Below are 16,359 nucleotides of genomic sequence, written 5' to 3' on the forward strand. Positions count from 1 at the left end.
TTATGGCGCCGTGACCGAAATCAGCCGACGTCGCCTGTTGCAGATGGGTGCCACGCTCGGGGCTGGTGCTGCGCTTCTTCCGACGCTGGCGGCACCCGCACGGGCTGCCGCCGACGTCACCAGCGGGTCCTTCGTCTCCGAGGCCCGTGGAGGCATTCCCACCGGGTGGAAGGTAGCCAGGCCGCCCGGAGTCGACTGGCCCGTGCGCCCGGTCATCATGTTGCACGGCCGCGACGAGAACGCTGAGCGGACCATCTACTGGGGTTACGAGCGGATGCTCGGGGATTTGGTCGCGGCAGGGGCCCCGCCCTTCGCGGTCGCCGCGATCGACGGGGGCAACAGCTACTGGCATCCGCACCAGAACGGCGACGATCCCGGCGCGATGATCATCGACGAGTTTCTGCCGTTGCTCGCCGACCAGGAGGGGCTCGACATCTCCCGCGTCGCCTTCATGGGATGGTCCGCGGGTGGCTACGGCGCGCTGCTCAACGGCGCTCGCCTGGGCGGGCCCCGGACTGCCGCCGTCGCCGCGGTGAGCCCGTCGATTTGGCTGTCCTATCCCGAAGCCACCGCAGACGCCTTCGACAACGAGGAAAACTGGGAAGAGAACTCGGTTTTCGGGCGACCCCAGCTCAACGGGATGCCGGTGTGGGTGTCGTCCGGCTATGACGACAGGTTCTACACCGCCAGTAAGGTTTTCGCCGAGCAGCTGGCGGCACCGCCAGCCGGCGAGTTCGGTCCGGGCGCGCATGAGGGCGGGTATTGGTTATCTCAGGTCCCGCAGGCACTGAGCTGGATCGCGCCGATCCTGGCCGCCTAGAGTCCCGGATTCGGGGGGATCTCGAAGGTCATCGAGGGTTCCTTGGGCGCTTGCACACAACGGACCGTCCACCAGTTGGCAATCGAACCCGACCGCCGGTCTTCGCACTGACGCACTTGTTCCTGCCTGATGCCATCAAACTCACGGGCCGTTTCACAGGAACGCGCCGCCGCTTGATGCGCGAATTCGTAACGGAGGACCAGCGCGTCGATCACGAGCAGGCCATCACGCCGAGCCAGCTTGCTGGCGAGCACAACATCGTCCTGCGCCATTCCACGGATGTCCGCCTCCAGCGTCATTCCATGGTCGGCATGATCATCTGGCATCAACACCCGCAGTGATTCCGCCTCACGCCGCAAGGCTTGGCTGAGCGCCGAGGCGGCAGGTCCGATCCGCGTGTCCTGCCACGACCACGTGCGACCCTTTGTCAGTTTCGCGAAGTCGTCGAATTCGGGTGCGGCACGCTCACTGACGGCGAGAAAGGCAGTACACAAAGACAGTTCATGGACATCAGGCGCCGGCACGGCTTGGGACGTGTTCGACTTCCAGCTCACCGCCAGCAGCACGACGGCGACAACCACCACGATCGTTCCCGTGATCACCCACCGGTGTCGCATCTGCCCGCCCCTAGACGCTGATGCGCCCCTCGGCGGCGGCCAATCCGATATCGCTACGGAAGTGGCTGCCCGGCAGGCGAACTGCCTCGATCTTCGCATAGGCGTCGGCCCGCGCGGCCCGCAGGTCGGTACCGGTACCCACGACGGACAGCACGCGGCCACCCGAGGACACGACGGCGCCATCCTCCCGACGGGTTGTCCCGGCGTGCAGCACGCCCTCGGCCTCGGAGCCGGTGATCACGTCGCCGGTGCGCGGACGCAACGGATAGTTCTCGGCGGCCAGCACCACTGTGACGGCACTGCCCTTCTGCCAGCGCAGTGGCCCGAAGTCCTCGAGGACGCCGGTCGCGGCGGCATTCAGCAGTTGCCCCAATGGCGATTCCAGCAGCGCCAGCACCGCCTGCGTCTCGGGATCGCCAAAGCGGCAATTGAATTCGACGACAGACGGGCCGGTCGAGGTGATCGCCAGCCCCGCATACAGAACTCCCGTAAACGTGCTGCCGCGTTTAACAAGCTCAGCGGCAACAGGTTTGACGATGGTGTCGACAATCTCGGCGACGGTCTCGTCGGGCAGCCAAGGCAGCGGGCTGTACGCGCCCATGCCGCCGGTGTTCGGACCGGTATCGCCGTCACCGACTCGCTTGTGGTCCTGGGCCGGCAGCAGCGGCACCACCGTCTCGCCATCGACAATGCACAGCAGCGAGACCTCGGGCCCGTCCAGGAAGGACTCCAGCAGCACCGGATGGCCGTCGTCGAGCAGGCTCGCGGCGTGAGCACGAGCCGCGGCGCGATCGTCGGTGACCACCACACCCTTGCCCGCTGCCAGCCCGTCGTCCTTGACCACCCAGGCCGGCTCGCTCGCGAACCGGTCCAGCGCGGCATCCAGATGCGCAGGGTTGTCAACGATTTCGCTGCGCGCGGTGCGCACGCCCGCGGTCGTCATGACGTCCTTGGCGAACGCCTTGGAACCCTCAATGCGCGCGGCAGCCGCCGAGGGGCCGAAGCACGCGATACCCGCCGCACGGACGGCGTCGCCCACACCCAGCACCAACGGCACCTCGGGGCCGATGACGACGAGATCGATGTTCAGCTTGGCAGCCAACGCCGCGACCTCGGCACCGGAGCCGATGTCAACGGCATGCTGCTCGGCCACGGCTGCGGTGCCCGCATTGCCGGGGGCTATCGCCAGATAGTCGACGCTCGGGTCACGCCTGAGGGCGATCAACAAAGCGTGTTCACGGCCACCGGACCCAATGACAAGGACGCGCATGCCCCAGACCCTATCGGCTCGGGTATGCCTGGCTATGCATCCGGGCGGTATCCCCGCAGCAGCTTGGCCAGCAGCTCGTCCCTGCCCGCGACGAGCTCCGGGTAGGGACGCAGCGTCTTCACCAGTGCCTCCCCGTCGAACATGTCAGTGATCATGAAGACCAACGTGACGAGGTCCGCGTCGGATAGCCGGTCGGTCCCCGGTACCGATCGCGCCAGCGCCACCATCTGAGCGCCGTATTCGGCCACCGCGACCTGCAAGGTCTCCCGCAACTGGGAGTCGGTACGCGCGGCCACCATGAGTTCGTAGAGCACGGCGTTAATGGGCTCTTCCTTGAGGGAGCGCATCACCGCCATCACGTCCTCGAATTCGGTAAGGCGATCGCCTGCCTCATCGAACTGCGCGCGCACAGTGGCCAGCTGGCGACGCAACGTCTCGCGCGCCACCGCAGCCATGAACTCACCGACAGTCGGAAAATGCCGGAACAGCGCCCCGTAGGAGAGCCCAGCCCGCTTCGCGATCCGCTGCACGGAGGCACGCGAATATCCCAGCTCAGCGATGGTGCCGATACCGGAATCGAGCAGCCGCGCGATCGTGGATTCACGGCGCTCGGCCTGGGTGGGACTCACGGGTGCACACTAGAGGAATACCGCTCCAATGTGGCCCCCATCACTAACATTGTGATTGGTTGCCATCTTTTTTAGACTCGCCGTAACACCCAACGAAGGGCAGCCCCCATGAGCGACTACGACCTCATCATTCGCGATGGCCTCTGGTTCGACGGCACCAATTCCGAACCCCGTAGGGCCAACCTCGGTATCAAGGAGGGGCGGGTTGCCACCGTCTCCACCGCGGAGCTCGACGAGACCGATTGCCCCGAGGTGATCGATGCCGGTGGCAAGTGGGTGCTCCCGGGATTCGTCGATATGCACACCCACTACGACGCCGAGGTGCTGCTCAACCCCGGCCTCGACGAGTCGGTGCGCCACGGCGTCACCACCATCGTGCTGGGCTGCTGTTCCATGTCGACCGTCTATGCCAAGCCCGAGGACGCCGCCGACCTATTCAGCCGGGTGGAGGCAGTGCCTCGCAAGCATGTGATCGGCGCGCTCAACGAGTTCCAGGACTGGACCGATCCGGAAAGCTACGTCAAGAAGATCGACGCGCTGCCGCTCGGCCCCAATGTGACGTCCTTCCTGGGACACTCGGATCTGCGCACCGCCGTCATGGGACTGGGCCGCGCCACCAACAACTGGTCCTTCCCCACTCGCACGGAACTCGACCGGATGGCTGACATGCTCGAGAAGGCACTCGATGCCGGCATGCTGGGGATGTCGGGCATGGACGCCCCGATCGACAAGCTCGATGGGGACCGCTACCGCTCGCGCGCGCTGCCGTCGACCTACGCATGGTGGCATGAGCGGTGGCGCCTCATCAACGTGCTGCGCAAGCGTGATCGCATCCTGCAGAGCGCCCCGAACATCAACAACCCGGCCACCGCGGTGCTGTTCTTCCTGTCCACGGGAACACGTTTCTTCAAGCGCCGCAAGGCTGTTCCCGTCAGCCTGCTGGTCGCGGCCGACTCCAAGAGCATCAAGGGCGCTAACGTGTTCTTCAGCGCCGCAGCCCGAATCGGCAACAAGATCTTCAAGTCCAACGTCAAGTTCCAGCACCTGCCCGTGCCGTTCACGCTGTACTCCGACGGCATCGATCTGCCGGTGTTCGAGGAGTTCGGTGCGGGCACCGCCGCCCTGCACATCAAGGAGCAGCTGGAGCGCAACAAACTGATGGCCGACAAGGAGTATCGCCGCAAATTCCGGCGCGAGTTCGCCCTCAAGAAGCACAAGCCAGGCCTGTGGCACAAGGACTTCCACGATGCCGTCATCGTGGAATGCCCCGACGCCGCGCTGATCGGCAAGACCTTCGGTCAGATCGGTGACGAGCGCGGAATCGAGGGACTGGATGCCTTCCTGGACGTCCTGGTCGAGAACGGCGAGAAGAACGTCCGCTGGACGACGACCGTCGGCAACCACCGCCCCAAGGTGCTCGATGAGATGGCCAAGGACCCCAACTTCCAGCTGGGCTTCTCCGATGCCGGTGCGCACCTGCGCAATATGGCGTTCTACAACTTCCACCTGCGCTTCCTCAAGCGCATGAACGACGCCCAGAAGGCCGGGAAACCCGTCTTGTCCCTTGGCCACACCGTGCATCGACTCACGGGCGAACTGGCTGACTGGTTCGGGCTGGACGCCGGGCACCTGCGTGAGGGCGACCGTGCCGACTTCGTCATCATCGACCCGGAGAAGCTGGACAGCAGCGTCGACGCCTACAACGAGGCGCAGGCTCCGTTCTTCGACAACCTGTCTCGCATGGTGAACCGCAATGACGAGACCGTCATTGCCGCCGCGGTAGGCGGCAAGGTGGTGTTCCGTCTCGGTGAGTTCATCGAGGGGTACGGACACGATCTGCAGACCGGCCGGTATCTGAAGGCCGGTGAGAAGCTCGCGGTCCGATGAGCGCGGCGACACGCCTGTCGACGTTCACCCATGACGGGCTGACCTTCGACGTCATCGACGCGGGCCCGCTCGACGGACCGGTGATCGTTGCACTGCATGGTTTTCCTGAGCGGGCGACCATGTGGTCGGAGATCATTCCGAAGCTGACGGACGCCGGATTCCGGGTGCTGGCGCCCAACCAGCGGGGCTACTCCCCCGGCGCCCGGCCAATCGGCGTGCGCAACTACGCCCTGGACAAGCTCTCGGGCGACATCCTGGCCCTCGCCGATCAGGCCGGGGTTCCGAAATTCCATGTGCTGGCGCATGACTGGGGCGCTGCGGTGGCCTGGCAGCTTGCCGGAAACCACGGCGACAGGGTGCACACCGCGTCCGTGCTGTCGGTGCCGCACCCACGCGCATTCCGGGATGCCATGCCGCGCGGCCAGATCCTGCATTCCTGGTACATGCTGCTGTTCCAGATCCCACGACTTCCCGAATGGCTGTTCAGCTTCAACGATAGGGAATCGTTCCAAAAGTTCGGCAAGAAGTGGATGAAGGTCTCCGACCGGCTCGCCGAGCGCATACGGGAACTGTTCAGCGAGCCCGGAGCTACTACCGCAACGGTGAATTGGTACCGGGCGATGCGGTATTCGCTGCGGTCACCGGCGCGGGCCGTACGGGTGCCCACTCTCTTCATCTGGAGCGACGGGGACTCCGCGGTGACTCGCGCCGCGGCCGATGCCAATCCCAAGTACGTCGACGCGCCCTATCGTTTCGAGGTCTTCGAGGGCGTGTCCCATTGGATCGCCGAGGAGCGGCCCAACGAAACGGCGGCACTGGTTCTCGAACACATCGCCGAGCACTCTTCCTAGCGCCTACCGGGATTCCAGTACCGCCGCGGCGTCCTGTAACCCGCGGATGGCCGCGGCAATTGCCGGCCGGTGCTGGGCGCCGGGACGGGCCAGCACCTCGTACAGCCGCCCGGCACGGACCTCGCGGATGACCAGCCGCGCCACCCGCGGGCTCCGGCTCACGTATCGCGGCATCAACGCGATGCCATGACCGTGGGCCACCATGTCTTCGACAATCTGGAAATCCTTGAACCGGAACCGGACTCGGGGCCGAATGCCCGCCGATACCCCGAGTGAGACCAGAACATCGTCCACCGGGAACCCCTCGGGGACACTGATCCAGGTCTCGTCCGCCAGCTCACCCGGCGTCACTGAGCCACGCCCTGCCAGTGGGTGATCGTTATGCACCAGCAGATCGATCGGCTCTCGCATGAGCGTCATCGACCACACCCGCGCAGACCGCAGGGCGGCGGCCCGCTCGTCCCGGTGGGTGACAACGATGTCGTACTCGGTCAGCAACCCGGGGGCCTCGCTGTAGGTCACGTCCTCGTCACCTGGTCGCACATCCACCACCCCCTCGACGGCGGCGACAAGCCTGGGCAGCAGCAGACTCCCACCGGAGGGGAACGATGCGATCCGCACAACCGGTTGTGTCCCCTCCCGGTAGGCCACCATCTCCTCCGCCGCCCGGTCGACAGCGGCAATTACCTCGTCGGCGCGCAGCACCAGCGCGCGGCCGGCTTCCGTCAGGGCGATACCCCGGCCGTCCTGCCGCAGCAGGGCCACGCCCGCCTCGCGCGCCAGCACCTTCAACTGCTGCGATACCGCCGAAGGGGTGAGCCTCATCGCATCGGCGACCTCGCCGACGGAGCCGCGATCGGCAAACTCACGCAGAATCCGCAGGCGACGCAGGTCCATGAAGAAAATCTACATTAATAGTGCACATTAATTAGATTGTGCTGAATCGATTCGGTGCGCAGGATCGACGGCATGACAACCCGGCACCGTCTCCTCGGACTGACCGTCGCGGTGCTGTGGGGTGTCAACTTCCTGGCCATCCACGCTGGGCTGGAACATTTCCCGCCGGTCTTCTTCGCCGGGCTGCGATTCGCGGTACTGGCGGTTCCGGTGATCCTGTTCGTGCCGTGGCCACGGGTTCGGATGCGGTGGTTCCTGTTGTACGGAGTCGGGTTCGGCACCGTCCAGTTCGCGTTCCTGTTCCTTGCCATGGCGAATGGGATGCCGACAGGACTCGCCTCCCTGGTGCTACAGGCCTCGGCGCCCTTCACCGCGATCCTGGGCGTGCTGCTGCTCGGCGAGCGGATGTCGGGCCGGCAGATCGCGGGTATCGCTCTTGCCGTCGGCGGCATGGCGCTGATCGCGGCCGATCGCGCAGCACACGGTGCGTCCACCGCGCTGGTGCCGGTAATCCTGACGCTGCTCGGCGCCCTCGGTTGGGCCTTCGGCAATATCGGGAGCCGAAAAGCCATGGCGGGCAACACCGATCCGCGCACGCCATTGCGCCTCACCCTGTGGATGTCGGTGGTGCCGCCCATACCGCTGTTCGCGCTGTCGGCTCTGACCGAGGGACCATCGGCAGGCTGGCGCGCGCTGGCCTCGATCGATCAACGCAGCGGACTTATCGCACTCGGCGGCCTGGTGTACATCGTGCTGCTGGCCACCGTCGTCGGCCTGGGCCTGTGGACCTACCTGATGGGCCTGTACCCGGCGAGCCGCGTGGCGCCGTTCTCGCTCCTGGTCCCAGTGGTGGGCATCACCGCGTCCTGGCTGACCCTCGGCGAGCAACCGACGGCCCTGGAACTCGCGGGTGCGGCGGTGGTAATCACCGGCTGCCTGATCGGCATGACGGTGCGCCCAGCCGCCCGTAGCGACGCGCATGCACCCGTGTCCCGCGAGCTGTCCGCAGCCTGCGCCCAGACGGCGGGCCACTAACCTAGGGACATGTCCAGCGTCTTCACGAAGATCATCAACGGAGAACTGCCCGGTCGGTTCGTCTACGAGGACGACGACGTCGTCGCGTTTCTGACCATCGCACCGATCACCCAGGGACACACCCTGGTGGTGCCGCGAGCCGAAATCGACCAGTGGCAGGACATCGACGCGGACGTTTTCGCGAAGGTCAATCTCGTCGCACAGCGCGTCGGCCGCGCCATCCGCAAGGCCTTCGACGCACCGCGTGCCGGTTACATCATCGCGGGCATGGAGGTGCCACACCTGCACATCCATGTCTTCCCGGGCTTCACGCTGACCGATTTCAGCTTTGAGAACGCCGACCCCAACGCTTCGGCGGAATCCCTCGACGAGGCACAGGCGAAAATCAAGGCTGCGCTGGCTGAGATCGGCTAGTCCGCACGATCTTTGGCGCGGAAACCTCAGCCTCCGACACCTCAGTATCTACGTCCTCGATCTCGGCTTCGTCGTCGGTCATATCGGCACGCGGCAGCCGCACCTCGAATCGGCAACCCTCACCGGGCGCGGTATGCACGGTGACGGTGCCGTCATGTGCGGCGGTGAGGGCGTCGACGATCGACAGCCCCAGCCCGGTTCCGCCGCTACTGCGGGTACGTGACGTGTCCGCGCGATAGAACCGCTCAAAGACGCGTTCGGCGTCGGTTTTCGTCATGCCCGGCCCGGCGTCGATGACCTCCAGGACGGCGTCGTCTCCCTCGGTGCCCACCCGGACCCGGACGGCGGCGGTGGTGTGCCCGAGCGCGTTGCTCACCAGATTGCCCAGCACCTGGCGCAACCTCAGCTCGTCGCCGATGACCTCCGGGGTGCCGGGGCCATCGAAGACTTCCAGTTCCACATCGCGTTCGGGCGCAGTCGCTTTCGCATCGTGGACAGCATCAGTGGCCAGTACCAGCAGGTCGACGAGCCGCTGCTCCATGGGCCGATGCGCGTCCAGTCGCGCCAACAGCAGCAGGTCCTCCACGAGCTGACCCATGCGGGTCGACTCCCCTTCGATACGGCCCAGCACCAGCTCGATGTCGGTGGCCGCACCCTGGCGATAGAGCTCGGCGTAGCCACGGATGGTGGTCAGGGGTGTGCGCAATTCATGACTGGCATCGGTGATGAACCGGCGCATGCGCTCCTCCGAAGTTCGAGCGGTTGCGGCCGATTTTTCCGAATCGGCCACCGCACGCTGAATCTGCGCCAGCATTCCATTGAGCGCCAACGATAATCGGCCCACCTCGGTGCGCGGGTCGCGTTCCGGTACCCGTCGATCGAGATGACCCGCGGCGATATCGGCTGCCGTCGCCTCTACTTCGGCCAGCGGACGCAGGCTGCGGTGCACCAACCAATATCCGGCGATACCAAGCACAGTCAGCACCGCGATCCCTATCGCCACCTGCAACCACAGCAGGTCGCGGGCCGTGGTGCGCACATCGGTGATGTCCCGGGCAACGGTGGTGTACCCGCCCAGCGCGTCGTGGCGGGACACCGCACGCCACTCCGTAGTGCCGTCGGCCGAGCGCACCGTCACGGGGCGGCCGCCCACATCGTTGTCGAATGGCAGGTCCGGATCGGCGCGCGCGCGATCGTTGAGCATGATGACCACCCGCCCACGGTCATCGGTGGTGCGGATGAAGAACAAGGACGGGGGCCGATGCCGATTGGTGTCGAAGGCAGGCGGGGGTGGAGGTGGCCGGTTCGCCCACCCATTCGCAGCGTCGATCAGCTCGCGATCGGCGCGGTTCATCATGGTGCGCTGCATGGTGGTAGTCACCGCAATGCCAGATGCCACCAACCCCAGCGCAACCAGAACCAAGGTTCCGACCACGAGGCTCACCCGCAGCGGTACACCCCGACGAACGCCGGGGCGGCTACTCACCGCGGCTCGCGCAATACGTATCCCACGCCACGAAGCGTATGCAATAGCCGCTTCTCACCGTTGTCGATCTTGCGCCGCAGATACGAGACGTACGACTCGACGACGTTCACATCGCCGCCAAAGTCATAACGCCACACATGGTCGAGGATCTTGGGCTTACTGAGCACGGTGCCCGCGTTGATCATGAAGTACCGCAGCAGCGTGAACTCGGTGGGCGAGAGCGCAACCGGCTCGCCGGTCTTCCACACCTCGTGAGTGTCCTCGTCGAGCTCGATATCGGCGAAGCTGAGTCGCGACTTGCGAGCCGGCTCCGAGCCCATCCCGGAGCGACGCAGGATCACCCGCAGCCGGGCGACCACTTCTTCCAGGCTGAACGGCTTGGTCACGTAATCATCGGCGCCCAGCGTCAGCCCGGCGATCTTGTCCTGCAGACCGTCACGGGCGGTCAGGAACAGCGTCGGCGCATCGATACCGTCGGCCCGCAGCCGGCGCAGCACGCCGAATCCGTCCATTCCGGGCATCATCACGTCGAGGATCACCGCATCGGGACGAACCGTGCGGGCCAGATCCAGGGCGGCGGCGCCGCTGTCGGCGGTGTAGACGTCAAACCCCTGGAATTTCAGACTGACCGAGAGCAATTCGACAATGTTCGACTCATCGTCGACCACCAGCACCTTGGCGGGGGTGGTGCCGTTGGCGGGAAAAGTTCCTTGGTGTGTCTCAGTCGTGATGCTCACCTCCGACAATCTTCCCCTCAAAATTTACGGTGCGCTGGATCTTCGCTGTGAGGTTCCTGTGAGTTCTTCACAGGAGATTGTCAGCCAACCACGCAAAGTCACCCTAGAGTTGTGCCATGAAGCTGGTGTCGCTGCTCACCGCGCCGCTCAAGATTTCGCTGGCCGTTGCCGATACCGGCTTGGCAGTGGCCGCCAAGGCGATCGATACCGGGCGCGAGATCCTCGCTGAACTTCCGGACGGGCAGCCCCACGACGGCCATCGCGATGCCCCCGGGTCGGGCCTGGTGGGCACCGTCGAATCCCTGCTGGGGCTGGCCGGACGCAAGAGCCCGTTGCAGTCGGCGATGAAGGTCGCCGAGCTCATGGAGGAAGACAAACCGATTGGCAGGGCGCTGCGGCCGGGCGGGCCGGTGGAGCGCGTCATGGCGCCCGGCGGGCTTGCTGATCGACTCACCGAACCCGGCGGCGTCCTGGACCGGCTCTTCGCTAAGGACGGGCCCGTCGACAGACTGACCTCACAGGACGGCGCACTGGACCGGGCGCTGGCACCGGGCGGGCTGGTCGACCAGCTGCTCGCCGAGGACGGGATTCTCGAACGGCTGATGCGCGAAGAGGGCGTCCTGGACAAATTCACCGCGAAGGACGGTCCGCTGCAGCAGTTGGCCAACCTGTCGGAGACGGCCGCCAAGGTGGCGCCCAACATCGATGCGCTGACGCCCACCATCGAGCTATTGACCGATACCGTCTCAGCGCTCAGCTCCGTGGTCGGTCCGCTGGGCGGTTTCCTGCCGCGCCGTCGGCCGTCGCGACCGTCCGGCGCACCGCGGCCGATACGGTCCGAGCGGATTATCGAAGGTGAGATCTAGTCGGCGGGCTAGTACGACTTTCCGTCCGCATAGCGCTGCCTGCGGAAACTGCGGCCATTGCCGCGATTGCGGCTCTTGTAGGTCGGTAGTTGAGAGTCGCAGTTGGGGCAGACCAGCCGAAGATTCTCTCGACAATTGTTGGCGGGGTTTCCGTCGATATGGTCCAGGACCAGTACGAGCGGGGAGTCTTGCCAGATGCTCGCGCCGCTGCAGATCGCACAACGGCCCGATTGAGCCTCGGCGAGAAACGCGCGGACGTAATGTCCGCGACGACCGTCGACCCATGCCTCGCCCGATACGAGCCACAGTTTGACGCGCTCGTCACGCCTAGCCATCGCCTGGCAGGCGTTGCTGCAATAGACCTTCTGACTGCGCGTGGAAAGTGACCTTCCACAGCCGAGGCACGTTCTCATGGGTTGAAATTAAGGGCAGGTACTGACAACTCGAATCCCTTGTGGAGCCCCCGGTCAGGATTGAACTGACGACCTTCCGCTTACAAGGCGGGTGCTCTACCACTGAGCTACGGAGGCGATGGAACGTCGAACATCCTAGCGGTCTTCGTCGATGACATGTTTGGAGCCCACCCACGCGGCCTGGCACATCGCTAGCCGTTGAGCAGCAGCGCCACCAGCAGCACAACCATCACCAGCAGCAGGATGCTGAGGAATGTCGGCATATGACTCGGTGGCAGGTCGGCATCACGGCGCATGGCGTCCTGCACCCGGCGCCGCCGTCGCGCGGCGGCCATCGCCAGCACGCCACCGGTGATGACCAGCAGGATGCTTGCCACATGCCGGGCACCCGGAATCCAGAACTCCGGAACGAACTGCATGAGGGCTACCCCGCTGGCGATGAGCGCCAGCGAGGTACGCACCCAGGCCAGATATGTCCGCTCGTTGGCGAGCGTGAATCGGTAATCGGGTTCGGCGCCAACGGATTCGCCGACGCTCACGAACCGTACTTCAGCCACAACGGAAGCACCTTGTTGAGGCGATCCATGAACTTCTGCAGTCCCACGCGGTGTTCACCGAAGCCCATCGGGTCAATCCGATACTCGGGGAACGCAATTCCGGCCCCAAACAGACCGGGAGCGATGATCCCATTGGCGGCATTGCACTCCAGGTGCCCCCACTGCGGCGCAGCGGGTATTGGCCTCGGGCTGAATCCGACGGTGTAGACGGCGTAATCGCAGCTCTGGAGCAGCTCGGAGAATTCAGGGCTCTCGACCAGGCAGCGCTGCAGCCGGTCGGGCAGCACTCCGTCGATGTTCTCCCGCGCCCAGCGTGCGGCCTCCCCCTTCAAACCAGTGTCGTCGAACAGCGTCCAGTCCCCCATGTCGACCGCATAACGCAGCGGTCCGCGATAGAAGTTGATGACCTTGGCCGCCGTACCGGCCAGCAGGTTGGGCAAGGCGATCATGCTCGAATGTGACGCGCCGAACACCGCAACGGTGGCCCCCTCGAGCGGCAGCGCAGCGAGCTTCTCGGGATTGAGTGCCGCCTCGATCGGGATCTCGTTCAACCACGGGTAGTCGAGCGTCTTGGGAACCGAACCAACCGCGAGGATCACGTTCTTCGAAGTGATATCACCCGTCTCGGTCCGCACGGTCCACCGGCCGCCCTGCAGTGCCAGACCCGTCGCCGTCGTGCGCAGGGCCCTCACTTGCTCACAGAGCTGCCCGGTAATCCACACCAGCGGATCCGCCACATCGCCAAGCAGACAGGTATCCGTGGGCGCCAGATCGTTCAGCGCGAAATGCGGTGCATGGGCGAACCGGAAGGATTGCGAGCCCGTCAGGTAGTTGATGAACAGCTTGACCGACGTATTACTCGGCACGGCACGCCATTTCGTACCAAAGTCGCCTGCGGCGAACTCCGGGTCGATCCAGGCGATCGAGCCGGGCGGCACTCCGTGATCGAGGAGCTTCCCCACTGCCGCGATTCCCGCGGGGCCCGCGCCGACCACTGTCCACCCGTATTCACTCACTGTTCTGCCCTTCTCTGCGTGAAAATCCAGGAACGCCACCGCCGATGCTTCCGGTGACTGTCTTCGATTGTTCTGCGCAAAGAAGCCCGTGAGTAGTGACTAATCCGTGAACAGCCCCAAAGTTTTACTTATAAACACAGGTAGAACGGCTATCACTGTTCTGTATTGTCCGTTTCCCAGGTACTCGGGAGCATGGGGACCACCTGCCGGGTGTCATCCGATCCGAATCGGACCGTCCCGGCGGTGTGTGCACTGGTCGCGGCGGGCGCCGTGCCTGCGAATCCCAGCTTGCCGGCACCCCTATTGGTCGCGCCGGTCTCGGTGGAGTACTCGGCCGTTGCACCCATACCGGCAGTCTCTTCCAGGTATTCGTAGCGCTGGCCTCCGATACGCGCCTTGCTCTTGCTGCGCTGTCTGCGCCGAGCCGGAGCCACCGCGGCCACACTCGCCGCCGCGGCGGCATCGATCGTGTCGACGACGGAATCCGACGATTTCGCCGTGCCCTTGGGGCCAAAGCTCACCCCGGGCGGCACCAAACCGGGTATGGCATAGGTGATCCCGCTCATTGATGCCGGAGCGGCGGAGGAAGCCGGGGCGGTAGTGCCCTGCGTGGGAGTGGCCGGCGCCGAGCCGCCTGAAGGGGACGCGGACATCGCCGGCAGGGGCACAGCCGCCATCCCCGCCTCCGGACGGTGCACAGCCCGCAATGCTGGCCTGTCCGCAGAGGGCGCTGCCGCCGGAGCCGGAACCGCTGCCGGAGCGGGCCGAAGGTGTACCAGTGCCGCCAAACCGCTGAGCCCACTGAGAGCGGGAATGAGAAACGGCAGCAGGTACGAGGCGTAATACGGGTACCAGAGCAAGTCGTAGAGGAAAAGCATGATCACGGCGAGCACGGCAGAGGTCGCCGGGTTGAAGCCCATCTTCTCGAACCACTGCTGAAAACCCTGCAACATCTTCATGATCTGGTCCGGAGAACCCGGGACATCCGATTGGTCACTGCGGGCCTCACCGCCGGGCCCGAGAATCGGGGGTGCCGGCTGGGTCGGCGGTATCGCCGACGTCATGGCCTCGGCGGTCGCCTGATAGGCACTCATGGTGGCCGCCGCTTGCACCCACATGCGGACGTAGTCGGCTTCGTTGAGCGCGATCGGGATGGTGTTGATTCCAAAGAAGTTCGTGCCAACCAGCACTCCGTGCGTGAGGTGGTTGATGGCGAGCTCGGCCAGGGTGGGCATGGCCGCCAGCGCGCCGCCATAGGCCGCCGCGGTTGTTTCATGTTGGGTGGCAATGACAGCGCTCTCGACAGCAGACTGCTCGAGCCAGGCCAGGTACGGCCCGTGAGCCGCTACGTACTCCGACGCGCTGGGCCCCTGCCAACTGCTTGCCTGAACTCCGGCCAAGACCTGGGTCAACTCGACGGCCGTGCGCGCGTAGTTGTCCGAGATCTCTTGCCACTGCACGGCGGCGGCGAGCACCGCGCCCGGACCGGGTCCCGCACTCAACAGCGCCGAATGCACCTCCGGCGGCTCCGCCATCCATATCGGTGCCGTCACACGCCGCCTCCCTGCTGAATAGACGCAAACGGTTTCGCGTCTCCATGGGAGTAGTCGGACCCTGCGTCAGAAAGTTCCCGCACAATCAGAATCAGCGTCCGAAATCACATGTATCGTTGCGCGCCAGGAATTCCCACGTACCGTAACCGTCCCGTACAGTCGGGCCCATGCCAGTCATCGATGCTCGACACCTCGACGGCGTGTCTGAGACCGCACTGCTCACGCTGCATCAACGGGCGACCGAGGCGGCCCGGCCGGACGGCATCATTGATGACCCCATGGCCATCGCACTGCACACCAGCCTTGATTACGATTTCCAGCATTTCGGGCGCACACACCAAGCTACCGCCTTGCGCGCCTTGATATTCGACACAGCCACGCGGGAGTATCTGACGGGGCATCCTCGTGCGAGTGTGGTGGCCTTGGCCGAGGGATTGCAGACGAGCTTCTGGCGCGTCGACAACGGCGAGCTCACCTGGATATCGGTGGATCTGGAGCCCATCGTGCGGCTGCGCCAGCAGCTGCTCCCGCGATCGGACCGGTTGCACTACTGTGCCCAATCCGCGCTCGACTATTCATGGATGGACCGGGTCGACGGCTCGGGTGGTGTGCTGATCACGGCCGAGGGCCTCTTCCAGTACCTGGAGCGCGAGCCGGTGTTCGATCTGATCACCGAGTGCGCCAAGCGTTTTCCCGATGGAAGGCTGGTTTTCGATTCTGTGCCTAAGTTCCTGAGTACGCACTCCCAGCGCGGCATGAGACTCAGCGAGCAGTACACCGTTCCACCAATGCCCTTCTCGTTCACCGCAAATCAGTACGGAGAACTCCGCGCCATCCCCGGCATCCGCAGCGTGCGCGAGCTGCGGATGCCCGCCGGGCGTGGCAAGGTACTGCGCTGGGCCGGCCCGATGCTGTACGCACTGCCCGGTCTCGACCGGCTGCGCGCACCTCACACCGTGATCGAGTTCGGCTGAAGTACTGCAGCTTTCGTCGGGTAGACGCTATCCGGCGGCGACGGCGAAATCACCGCCGGCACGCACAAGCGTGTCGTGAACTTCCTCCACTGACAGCACGCTGTCGGACAGAACCCGTACTGTCGACGCACCCTTGGGATCCAGATCGACGGACACCTCGCGCACCGGATCGAGTGCGGTCAGCGCCTCCGTCACTCCCATGACGCACGAGTTGCAGTGCATCCCGCTGATGGCGAAGATTTGCTCGGACATATCGTGTTTCCTCCTGAAATGTTTATTCACAACAGATGTGAAGGCGCGAGGCCTCCATGGCAGGGCGTTTATGCGCCCCATTTGA

At 65.0% G+C, this 16,359-nt stretch carries 18 protein-coding genes and 1 tRNA gene; 7 read left to right on the forward strand and 12 right to left on the reverse strand.

The genetic code is table 11. From position 1 onward, the window contains the following. The first annotated feature begins 10 nt into the window (after nt 1-10). Nucleotides 11-820: an alpha/beta hydrolase gene (locus tag B4400_RS21625; protein ID WP_078312785.1), complete on the forward strand. Its 810-nt coding sequence runs from the start codon at nt 11-13 to the stop codon at nt 818-820. On the opposite strand, the gene B4400_RS21630 is transcribed toward B4400_RS21625, so the two are convergent. The 3 genes from B4400_RS21630 to B4400_RS21640 are packed head-to-tail and all read right to left on the reverse strand — an operon-like array spanning nt 817 to nt 3,336. Beyond that, nucleotides 817-1,437, reverse strand: a complete 621-nt coding sequence (locus B4400_RS21630; RefSeq protein ID WP_139360418.1) for a hypothetical protein — start codon at nt 1,435-1,437, stop codon at nt 817-819. The two genes, B4400_RS21625 and B4400_RS21630, sit on opposite strands and share 4 nt — an antisense overlap. 10 nt (nt 1,438-1,447) lie before the next feature. Continuing rightward, on the reverse strand, nt 1,448-2,707 hold the full coding sequence (gene purD / locus B4400_RS21635; RefSeq protein ID WP_078312728.1) for a phosphoribosylamine--glycine ligase: 1,260 nt from the start codon (nt 2,705-2,707) through the stop codon (nt 1,448-1,450). A gap of 32 nt (nt 2,708-2,739) precedes the next feature. Beyond that, the gene (locus B4400_RS21640; RefSeq protein ID WP_078312727.1) at nt 2,740-3,336 is read right to left on the reverse strand and encodes a TetR/AcrR family transcriptional regulator; all 597 of its coding nucleotides are present in this window, start codon (nt 3,334-3,336) and stop codon (nt 2,740-2,742) included. 108 nt (nt 3,337-3,444) lie between these two features. Between B4400_RS21640 and B4400_RS21645 the strand changes: the two genes are divergently transcribed. Continuing rightward, nucleotides 3,445-5,223 (forward strand): N-acyl-D-amino-acid deacylase family protein, encoded by a 1,779-nt coding sequence (locus B4400_RS21645; protein WP_078312726.1) that lies wholly within the window; start codon nt 3,445-3,447, stop codon nt 5,221-5,223. After that, nucleotides 5,220-6,074: an alpha/beta fold hydrolase gene (locus B4400_RS21650; protein WP_078312725.1), complete on the forward strand. Its 855-nt coding sequence runs from the start codon at nt 5,220-5,222 to the stop codon at nt 6,072-6,074. The genes B4400_RS21645 and B4400_RS21650 overlap by 4 nt, the downstream gene beginning before the upstream one ends. Before the next feature lie 3 nt (nt 6,075-6,077). On the opposite strand, the gene B4400_RS21655 is transcribed toward B4400_RS21650, so the two are convergent. After that, the gene (locus B4400_RS21655; RefSeq protein ID WP_078312724.1) at nt 6,078-6,971 is read right to left on the reverse strand and encodes a LysR family transcriptional regulator; all 894 of its coding nucleotides are present in this window, start codon (nt 6,969-6,971) and stop codon (nt 6,078-6,080) included. A 72-nt stretch (nt 6,972-7,043) separates the two neighbouring features. Between B4400_RS21655 and B4400_RS21660 the strand changes: the two genes are divergently transcribed. After that, a complete protein-coding gene (locus B4400_RS21660) occupies nt 7,044-8,006 on the forward strand; it encodes an EamA family transporter (protein ID WP_078312783.1) in 963 nt (320 codons plus the stop codon). A 9-nt stretch (nt 8,007-8,015) separates the two neighbouring features. Then, entirely contained in the window at nt 8,016-8,420 is a 405-nt protein-coding gene (locus tag B4400_RS21665) for an HIT family protein (RefSeq protein WP_078312723.1), read from the forward strand. Here B4400_RS21665 and B4400_RS21670 read toward each other — a convergent pair. Further along, entirely contained in the window at nt 8,392-9,906 is a 1,515-nt protein-coding gene (locus tag B4400_RS21670) for a sensor histidine kinase (RefSeq protein ID WP_176112826.1), read from the reverse strand. The two genes, B4400_RS21665 and B4400_RS21670, sit on opposite strands and share 29 nt — an antisense overlap. Then, complete coding sequence (locus B4400_RS21675; protein ID WP_099051502.1) at nt 9,903-10,643, reverse strand: response regulator transcription factor; 741 nt, start codon at nt 10,641-10,643, stop codon at nt 9,903-9,905. The genes B4400_RS21670 and B4400_RS21675 overlap by 4 nt, the downstream gene beginning before the upstream one ends. Before the next feature lie 116 nt (nt 10,644-10,759). Between B4400_RS21675 and B4400_RS21680 the strand changes: the two genes are divergently transcribed. Further along, nucleotides 10,760-11,509, forward strand: coding sequence for a hypothetical protein (locus B4400_RS21680; protein ID WP_078312722.1), 750 nt, complete (start codon nt 10,760-10,762; stop codon nt 11,507-11,509). Between the two features lie 8 nt (nt 11,510-11,517). Here B4400_RS21680 and B4400_RS21685 read toward each other — a convergent pair whose 3' ends face one another. The 5 genes from B4400_RS21685 to B4400_RS21705 all read right to left on the reverse strand — a co-directional run bounded on the left by B4400_RS21685 (nt 11,518) and on the right by B4400_RS21705 (nt 15,048). Further along, the gene (locus tag B4400_RS21685; protein WP_078312721.1) at nt 11,518-11,922 is read right to left on the reverse strand and encodes an HNH endonuclease family protein; all 405 of its coding nucleotides are present in this window, start codon (nt 11,920-11,922) and stop codon (nt 11,518-11,520) included. A 42-nt stretch (nt 11,923-11,964) separates the two neighbouring features. Then, nucleotides 11,965-12,039, reverse strand: a tRNA-Thr gene (locus B4400_RS21690). A 74-nt stretch (nt 12,040-12,113) separates the two neighbouring features. Next, nucleotides 12,114-12,461, reverse strand: a complete 348-nt coding sequence (locus B4400_RS21695; RefSeq protein ID WP_078312720.1) for a YidH family protein — start codon at nt 12,459-12,461, stop codon at nt 12,114-12,116. Next, nucleotides 12,458-13,495: an NAD(P)/FAD-dependent oxidoreductase gene (locus B4400_RS21700; RefSeq protein WP_078312782.1), complete on the reverse strand. Its 1,038-nt coding sequence runs from the start codon at nt 13,493-13,495 to the stop codon at nt 12,458-12,460. Before B4400_RS21700 ends, B4400_RS21695 begins: the two co-directional genes overlap by 4 nt. Before the next feature lie 152 nt (nt 13,496-13,647). Beyond that, nucleotides 13,648-15,048 (reverse strand): PPE domain-containing protein, encoded by a 1,401-nt coding sequence (locus B4400_RS21705; RefSeq protein WP_078312719.1) that lies wholly within the window; start codon nt 15,046-15,048, stop codon nt 13,648-13,650. A gap of 167 nt (nt 15,049-15,215) precedes the next feature. Here B4400_RS21705 and B4400_RS21710 point away from each other — a divergent pair, with 167 nt between their 5' ends. After that, nucleotides 15,216-16,022: a class I SAM-dependent methyltransferase gene (locus tag B4400_RS21710; protein ID WP_078356037.1), complete on the forward strand. Its 807-nt coding sequence runs from the start codon at nt 15,216-15,218 to the stop codon at nt 16,020-16,022. A gap of 27 nt (nt 16,023-16,049) precedes the next feature. On the opposite strand, the gene B4400_RS21715 is transcribed toward B4400_RS21710, so the two are convergent. Continuing rightward, a complete protein-coding gene (locus tag B4400_RS21715) occupies nt 16,050-16,274 on the reverse strand; it encodes a heavy-metal-associated domain-containing protein (RefSeq protein ID WP_078291806.1) in 225 nt (74 codons plus the stop codon). Nucleotides 16,275-16,359: the final 85 nt, after the last annotated feature.

Origin of the sequence: Mycobacterium sp. D16Q13, assembly GCF_002013375.1 — a bacterium.
Classification (GTDB): Bacteria; Actinomycetota; Actinomycetes; order Mycobacteriales; family Mycobacteriaceae; genus Mycobacterium.

What these genes read in the sequence shown, in the direction of transcription:
- B4400_RS21630 (WP_139360418.1), bottom strand. Translation starts at nt 1,437, where the DNA reads ATGCGACACCGGTGGGTGATCACGGGAACGATCGTGGTGGTTGTCGCC.
- purD (WP_078312728.1), bottom strand. Translation starts at nt 2,707, where the DNA reads ATGCGCGTCCTTGTCATTGGGTCCGGTGGCCGTGAACACGCTTTGTTG.
- B4400_RS21645 (WP_078312726.1), top strand. Translation starts at nt 3,445, where the DNA reads ATGAGCGACTACGACCTCATCATTCGCGATGGCCTCTGGTTCGACGGC.
- B4400_RS21650 (WP_078312725.1), top strand. Translation starts at nt 5,220, where the DNA reads ATGAGCGCGGCGACACGCCTGTCGACGTTCACCCATGACGGGCTGACC.
- B4400_RS21655 (WP_078312724.1), bottom strand. Translation starts at nt 6,971, where the DNA reads ATGGACCTGCGTCGCCTGCGGATTCTGCGTGAGTTTGCCGATCGCGGC.
- B4400_RS21660 (WP_078312783.1), top strand. Translation starts at nt 7,044, where the DNA reads ATGACAACCCGGCACCGTCTCCTCGGACTGACCGTCGCGGTGCTGTGG.
- B4400_RS21665 (WP_078312723.1), top strand. Translation starts at nt 8,016, where the DNA reads ATGTCCAGCGTCTTCACGAAGATCATCAACGGAGAACTGCCCGGTCGG.
- B4400_RS21680 (WP_078312722.1), top strand. Translation starts at nt 10,760, where the DNA reads ATGAAGCTGGTGTCGCTGCTCACCGCGCCGCTCAAGATTTCGCTGGCC.
- B4400_RS21685 (WP_078312721.1), bottom strand. Translation starts at nt 11,922, where the DNA reads ATGAGAACGTGCCTCGGCTGTGGAAGGTCACTTTCCACGCGCAGTCAG.
- B4400_RS21710 (WP_078356037.1), top strand. Translation starts at nt 15,216, where the DNA reads ATGCCAGTCATCGATGCTCGACACCTCGACGGCGTGTCTGAGACCGCA.
- B4400_RS21715 (WP_078291806.1), bottom strand. Translation starts at nt 16,274, where the DNA reads ATGTCCGAGCAAATCTTCGCCATCAGCGGGATGCACTGCAACTCGTGC.